The following is a 6815-nucleotide window of genomic DNA, read 5'->3' as shown; positions in this document are numbered from 1 at the left end:
AGCCTGGGCGGCCCAAGCCGCCCAGGCCAACGGCCGACCCCGCTTCGGCGCGGGCCGGCCTTGGACCTGATCGTCGCCAAGTGGCGTCGCCGGACGCTGGAAGCCTGGCCCGAACGGCCCGGCGCCTCGGGCTGAAACGTTTCAGAATTCCGACGTGAAATCGCGTGAGCTGGCTCCGCGGTCGCGCGACGCGGCGGGCGCCCGCGAAAAACCTGTGAAATCCCCCGAACCAACCGTCACCCGATCCCCGTCCCGGCGTGACGAAACCGTCATCGATCGTGAATATGAAACGTTTCACTTGATGACATTCGGCGATCGCCCACGCGGATCGCCACACGGGGGCCTGAACATGAAGACGTCCATCTGGCTGGTTTCGAGCGCGCTGTACGCGGTGCTGGCCGCCCAACCCGCGCTGGCGCAGACCAGCGCGGCCCAGGCGCCGGCCGACCAGACCCTCGACGAGGTGGTGGTCACCGCCGAGCGCTTCGGTTCGGGCCTGGCCCGCGCGACCTTCACCCTGGGCGCCGAGGACATCCAGGAGCGCCCGATGGGCGCGGACGTCACCCAGGCCCTGGTCAAGGTTCCGGGCGTTCAGGTCTCGACCGGCGACGCGCGCGGCGGCAGCTTCTCGTTCGAGATCTACATGCGCGGCCTGACCGACGAGCAGATCGGCCTGACCCTGGACGGGATCCCGACCGGCGACAGCCGCTTCAACGGCGGCTCGCCGCCGCAGCGCTTCGTCGAAAGCAGCAACGTCAGCAAGATCACCGTCTCGCAGAGCGCCGGCGACATCGGCGCGCCGTCGCGCTTCGCCCTGGGCGGCTTCATCGACTTCGTCACCGACGCCCCGCGCAAGGCCTTCGGGGCGACGGTCGAGGCCGGGCTAGGCGCGTTCGACTTCCGCCGGATCTACGGCCGGGTCGACAGCGGTGAGATCGCGCCCGGCCTGTCGGGCTACCTGACCTATTCGCACCAGGAGAACGACATCTGGGCGGGCCGGAACAGCCGGGGTTCGGAGCGCGACCACTACGAGCTGAAGATCGTGAAGGACTTCGACAACGGCTCGTTCCTGAAGGCCCGCGTCTCGTACAACGACCAGACCGACAACGACTTCAACATCGTCACCAAGGGCGAGTTCGAGGCCGCCCCGCGCAGCGACCGCGCGCTGGACGCCCTGACCGGCGTCCCGGCCAAGGACATCGACTTCGGCGGCGCCCTGGGCGGCTGGCGCAAGGACTGGCTGACCTATCTGAACGGCCACTTCAAGCTGACCGACACGGTCAGCCTGGACGTCAATCCGTACTACCAGACGCTGGACGGGGAATCCTTCCGCTACCAGGACCGCCAACGCATCCTGACGGGCGGCGATCCCCGCGCGGTGACCGGCTACAACGCGAGCGGCGGCGCGATCCGCCCCGCCCTGACCACCCTGCGCAACAGCAACGTCGTGGGCGGCCCGGCCGACATGCGCGTCACCCCACGCGACCGCGAACGCTACGGCGCGACAGGCGAACTGAAGGCCCTGAACGTCTTCGGCTCGGGCCACGACCTTCGGGTCGGCGGCTGGTGGGAAGGCGGCGACTCCAGCGAGAACCGCAACTTCTATCCGATCATCAACTCGGCCCAGAGCATCGCCTACGACAGCTCCAAGCTGAACTATGTCGAGTACCAGCGCACGGCCTCGGTCGAGACGACGATGCTGTACGCCCAGGACGAGTTCCGCGCCTTCGACGACAGGCTGAAGATCGACCTGGGCCTGACCTGGTACGACGTCTCCTACGACGCTCGGTCGCCGCTGGAATACAAGGCCAACGTCAAGTTCTCGCAGCACTCGGACGTCAATCCGAAGATCGGCGCGACGTACCAGCTGGCCTCGGCCTGGGAGCTGTTCGGCGGCTACGCCAAGAACTTCGCCGGCATCCCCGAGGACGCCTTCCTGGGCTCGACGGCGGTGATCAGCCCCAATGACCTGGACCCGGTCGAGACCGAGAACCTGGACCTCGGCCTGCGCTACGTGAAGCCGAACATGGCGTTCTCGATCCAGGCCTATGACGTGGACCTGAAGAACAACGTCGGCATCGTGCCCCGAGACCCGACCGCCGCCCTGGACCCCGACGAAGTCGTGCGCGGCAACGTCGCGACCAAGGCGGTCAACATCGCCGGGATCACCACGCGCGGGGTCGAGCTGACCGGCTATTACGACTTCGGCCGCGTGGATCTCTACGGCTCGTACTCGCACCAGGACGCCAAGCACGACGACCCGGCCGTCGGCAGCGCCGCGCGCAAGGCCCTGGCGGCCGTGGCGGTGATCGGCGGGGCGGGCGTGCGTGACATCCCCAAGGACAGCCTCTACGGCCAGATCGGCTGGGAGCCGCTGGACGGGGTGAAGCTGGACGCCAACGTCCGCCATGTCGGCGACCGGGTCGGCGGCCACATCGTGGCCCCGACCACCTTCCAGGAGATCGGCGTCGAGACGATCGACGGCTACACCCTGGTCGGGCTGACGGCGACCTATGACCTCAAGCGCGCCGGGGTCTCCGACCTGCGGTTCCAGCTCAATGTCGATAACCTGCTCGACGAGGAATACATCGGCTCGGTCAGCGGTTCGACCGCCACCCAGCCGGAGTTCGGCTATACGGCGGCGACGCCGAACAACCGCACGCTGGACCGCTACTTCGTCGGCGCGCCGCGCACCTGGACCCTGTCGGTGCGGGCCCGCTTCTGACGGACGGACGTCAAGCCTTGACGGCCCACGTGAAAGGTTTCACGTCGCGTGGGCCGCACCACCGGAATCCACAATGGCCAGGAGCGATCCGTTGCGAGACGCCCCCCGCCGCGTGACCCTCAAGCAGGTGGCCCAGGCCGCCGGCGTGTCGCTGGCCAGCGCCTCCTACGCCATCAACGGCGCCGGCTCGGTGGGCGAGGCGACGCGCGAGCATGTGCTGAAGATCGCCGCCCAGATGGGCTATCGCCCCAACCAGAGCGCCAAGGCCATGAAGACCGGCCGGACCGGCGCCATCGGCCTGATCCTGCCCGACCTGACCAACCCGTTCCTCCCCAGCCTGGCCCAGGGCGTGATCCAGGCCGCCCGGGCCCATGGCTACAGCGTCTTCCTGACCGACACCGGGGGCTCGGTCGAGGCCGAGGAGCGGGCCGTGGGGCTGATGATCGACCATGGAGTGGACGGGCTGGTCTGGTTCCCGATCGCCGACGTCGCGCCGGTGGAGCGGCTGATCGAGGGCGTGCCGACCGTCGTGCTCGACCGCAACCTGCCGGGCTACGACGTCATCCAGGCCGACTACGCCGAGGGCGGGCGGCTGGCCGCCGAGCACCTGATCGCGGCGGGGCATGTCGACATCGGCGTGATCTCCGGCCCGCACGCGGCCTCCAGCGCCCGCCAGCGCGCCGAGGCCGCCATCGCCGTGGTGCGCGAGCGCGGCGCCCTGGCCTGGCACGTCCACAACGCCTTCTCGCTGGACCTTGAGCCGCCCGTGGTCGAGGCGCTGGAGCGGCGCAGCGCCACGGCGGTGATCGCCGGCGCTGACCTGATCGCCATCGGGGTCATGCGCCATGTCCGCGCCATGGGCCTGTCGGTCCCCGGCGACGTGTCGGTGGTCGGCTTCGACGACATTCCCTGGGCCCAACTTCACACGCCGGCCCTGACCACCATCGACATGCCGGTCGAGGACATGGCGGCCGCGGCGGTCGAGACCCTGGTGCGCCGCATGGCCCACCGGGGCGAGCCGCGCCGCCGGGTGGTCTTCAATGTCGAGCTGGTGGCGCGGGAGTCGGTGAAGGTGTTGCGCTGAGGATGGGCCGCGGCGCGCCTTCTTGACCCCTCTCTCTTWGAGAGAGGGAGGGGCCCGCCGCGAAGCGGTGGGAGGGTGAGAGGTTTCACCGSCGGCCGGAAAAACCCCGAGTCCCTCCATTGCGGGACGAGAGCCGCACGGAGCTGTTGAGGTCCGCCAACGAACGGATCCTGGCCGATCCTGGCGGGGTCGCCACCCTGGCCGTGCTTAGACCGGACAGGCTGTAACCTCTCACCCTCCCACCGCCTGCGGCGGCGGGCCCCTCCCTCTCTCTATGAGAGAGGGGTCTGAAGGGTCGATCCCCTACCCCACCATGTCCCACGCCAGGGGCTCGCCGCGCTTGAGGGCGCGGGCGGCCGGCTTGCCCAGCACGGCTTCGTAGTCGGCCGGCGGCAGGCCCTCGCCCGGACGGACCGAGCGGACATTGGCCTTGGTCAGGGTCTCGCCGGCCGCGATGTCGGCGGTGACGTAGAGCGAGCGGCGGAACTGGCGGTTGCCGCGTTCCGAGCCCAGCAGGTCGTAATTGACGCCCCCCAGGGCCTTCCAGGCGTTCTTGGTGTCGTCGACCAGGGCGCGGAATTCGGCCGGCTCCAGGCTGAAGGCCGCGTCCGGACCGCCGTCGGACCGGGCCAGGGTGAAGTGCTTCTCGATCGCGCAGGCGCCCAGGGTCACCGCCGCCACCGAAGCGGCCGTGCCGGGCGTGTGGTCCGACAGGCCGATCGGCACGCCGAAGCGCTGGGCCATGTCGATGATGGTGCGAAGGTTGGCGTCCTCGAAACTGGCCGGATAGCTGGACACGCAGTGCAGCAGCAGCACCCCCGCCGCCCCGGCCTGCAGGGCGGTGTCGAGGGCGGTCTGCATCTCGGCCAGATTGGCCATGCCCGTCGAGATGATCAGCGGCTTGCCCTGACGAGCGGCGTAGCGGATCAGCGGCAGATCGACGGCCTCGAACGAGGCGATCTTGTAGGCGGGGGCGTCCAGGCCGCTCAGCAGGTCGACGGCGGTCTCGTCGAACGGGCTGGAGAAGATGGTCACCCCGCGCCTGGCGGCCCGCGCGAAGATGGACCCGTGCCATTCGTAGGGGGTCTGGGCCTCCAGGTAGAGCTCGTGCAGGCTGCGCCCGTCCCACAGGCCGCCGTGGATCTTGAACTCCGGGCGGTCGACGTCCAGCGTGATGGTGTCGGCGGTGTAGGTCTGCAGCTTGATGGCGTCGCAGCCCGTGTCGGCGGCGGCGTCGACCATTTCCAGCGCGCGGTCCAGGCTGCCGTTGTGGTTGCCCGACAGCTCGCAGATTACATAGGGCTCGAAATCAGCGCCGATCTTGCGGCCGGCGATCTCGATGAAGGGGGCGGTCATGGGCGGGCGCTCTATGTACGGTCTCCGTACATTAACCAGAAATCGTGGACGAGGCGTTGATCGTCATCCCTTGATCCGCTCATCCCGGCGAATGCCGGGACCCAGATGGAATAGCTTTCAGGTGACGCCAGAGGCGCTGAGTTCTTCCAGCCCGCCGCACCGCTATGGGATCTGGGTCCCGGCATTCGCCGGGATAAGCGGCGTTTTTAGGGACGAGCGGTTAGTCCCCGCCCCCTCCCCCGCCATCACCACCACCGCCCCCGTCGCAACCCCCGCCGTCCGACCCGCTGTCGCCGCAGCCGGCGTCCGACGCGCCGCCGTTGTCGCCGCCCATCCAACTGAACCAGCCGCCGCCGTCGCCGCCGTCACCCGCCGCCGCCCGCCTCGCCAGAGGATCGCGCGGCGGCGACACCAGGTGCCCGATCGCGCCGCCGAGGAGGACCCCGAGGCCCAGCGTCGCCGGCATCCAGCCGATCAGCACGCCCAGCAGCACCCCGATCATGCCCCCCAGGATCAGCCCCACCGGCGTTCCGCTGCGCATCGCCCCCTCCAAATCTGTCCGCGCCCCGTCGCGCCAAACTGGAATCGGCCCTATATCTGCGGCCATGTCGACTCTCGAACCCCGCCACACCCGCTGCCTGATCATTGGATCGGGTCCCGCCGGCTACACCGCCGCCATCTATGCCGCCCGCGCGCTGCTGAAGCCCGTGCTGATCGCCGGCATCCAGCCCGGCGGCCAGCTGACCATCACGACCGACGTCGAGAACTATCCCGGCTTCGCCGACGTCATCCAGGGCCCGTGGCTGATGGACCAGATGAAGGCCCAGGCCGAGCATGTGGGCACCGAGTTCGTGGCCGACATCGTGCTGAGCGCCGACCTGTCCAAGCGCCCGTTCCACATCACCACCGACAGCGGCCAGGAGTGGTTCGCCGAGACCCTGATCATCGCCACCGGCGCCCAGGCCAAGTGGCTGGGCCTGGAGAGCGAGAGCAGGTTCCAGGGCTTCGGCGTCAGCGCCTGCGCCACCTGCGACGGCTTCTTCTATCGCAACAAGGAAGTGGTCGTGGTCGGCGGCGGCAACACCGCCGTGGAAGAGGCCCTGTTCCTGACCAGCTTCGCCAGCAAGGTCACCCTGGTTCACCGCAAGGACGAACTGCGGGCCGAGATGATCCTGCAGGAGCGCCTGCTGGCCCACCCCAAGATCGAGGTGATCTGGGACAGCGCCATCGACGAGGTGCTGGGCGAGACCTCGCCCCCCGGCGTCACCGGCGTGCGGCTGAAGAACGTCAAGACCGGCGAGACCCAGACCGTGAACTGCGACGGCGTGTTCATCGCCATCGGCCACGCCCCGTCGTCGGAGCTGTTCAAGGACCAGCTGGAAACCCACGCCGGCGGCTATCTGTCGGTCAAGCCGGGCACGACCTCGACCGCCGTGGCCGGCGTCTATGCGGCCGGCGACGTCACCGACGATATCTACCGCCAGGCCGTCACCGCCGCCGGCATGGGCTGCATGGCCGCCCTGGAGGCCGTGCGCTTCCTGGCCGAGGAAGACCACAGACAAGCCCACCACCCGATCAGCCACCACGAGGCCGAGAAGATCGGCGTCTGGTAGGGATTCTCGCCCATCTTTTAGAACCGTCATCCCGGGC

The 6815-nt window shown here is 69.1% G+C and carries 5 protein-coding genes; 3 read left to right on the top strand and 2 right to left on the bottom strand.

What is annotated here, in order from left to right:
* Nucleotides 1-349: 349 nt before the first annotated feature.
* Nucleotides 350-2725, top strand: a complete 2376-nt coding sequence (locus AC1DZ6_RS15705) for a TonB-dependent receptor (protein WP_477098091.1) — start codon at nt 350-352, stop codon at nt 2723-2725.
* A gap of 91 nt (nt 2726-2816) precedes the next feature.
* Entirely contained in the window at nt 2817-3809 is a 993-nt protein-coding gene (locus AC1DZ6_RS15700) for a LacI family DNA-binding transcriptional regulator (protein WP_477098090.1), read from the top strand.
* Nucleotides 3810-4112: 303 nt separating this feature from the next.
* Here AC1DZ6_RS15700 and pseI read toward each other — a convergent pair whose 3' ends face one another.
* Both pseI and AC1DZ6_RS15690 read right to left on the bottom strand, forming a co-directional pair.
* Nucleotides 4113-5165 (bottom strand): pseudaminic acid synthase, encoded by a 1053-nt coding sequence (gene pseI / locus AC1DZ6_RS15695; RefSeq protein WP_477098089.1) that lies wholly within the window; start codon nt 5163-5165, stop codon nt 4113-4115.
* A 220-nt stretch (nt 5166-5385) separates the two neighbouring features.
* Nucleotides 5386-5706, bottom strand: a complete 321-nt coding sequence (locus AC1DZ6_RS15690; RefSeq protein WP_477098088.1) for a hypothetical protein — start codon at nt 5704-5706, stop codon at nt 5386-5388.
* Nucleotides 5707-5770: 64 nt separating this feature from the next.
* Between AC1DZ6_RS15690 and trxB the strand changes: the two genes are divergently transcribed.
* Nucleotides 5771-6778: a thioredoxin-disulfide reductase gene (trxB, locus tag AC1DZ6_RS15685; RefSeq protein WP_477098087.1), complete on the top strand. Its 1008-nt coding sequence runs from the start codon at nt 5771-5773 to the stop codon at nt 6776-6778.
* The last annotated feature ends 37 nt before the right edge of the window (nt 6779-6815 follow it).

It is taken from the genome of Caulobacter sp. P1_B12_2 (assembly GCF_056406675.1).
The sequence above is the reverse complement of the archived record's forward strand: the minus strand, read 5'-3'. Positions and strand labels throughout refer to the sequence as shown.

Coding starts and splice junctions, on each gene's coding strand:
- pseI (WP_477098089.1), bottom strand. CDS start 5,165: ATGACCGCCCCCTTCATCGAGATCGCCGGCCGCAAGATCGGCGCTGAT.
- AC1DZ6_RS15690 (WP_477098088.1), bottom strand. CDS start 5,706: ATGCGCAGCGGAACGCCGGTGGGGCTGATCCTGGGGGGCATGATCGGG.
- trxB (WP_477098087.1), top strand. CDS start 5,771: ATGTCGACTCTCGAACCCCGCCACACCCGCTGCCTGATCATTGGATCG.
- AC1DZ6_RS15705 (WP_477098091.1), top strand. CDS start 350: ATGAAGACGTCCATCTGGCTGGTTTCGAGCGCGCTGTACGCGGTGCTG.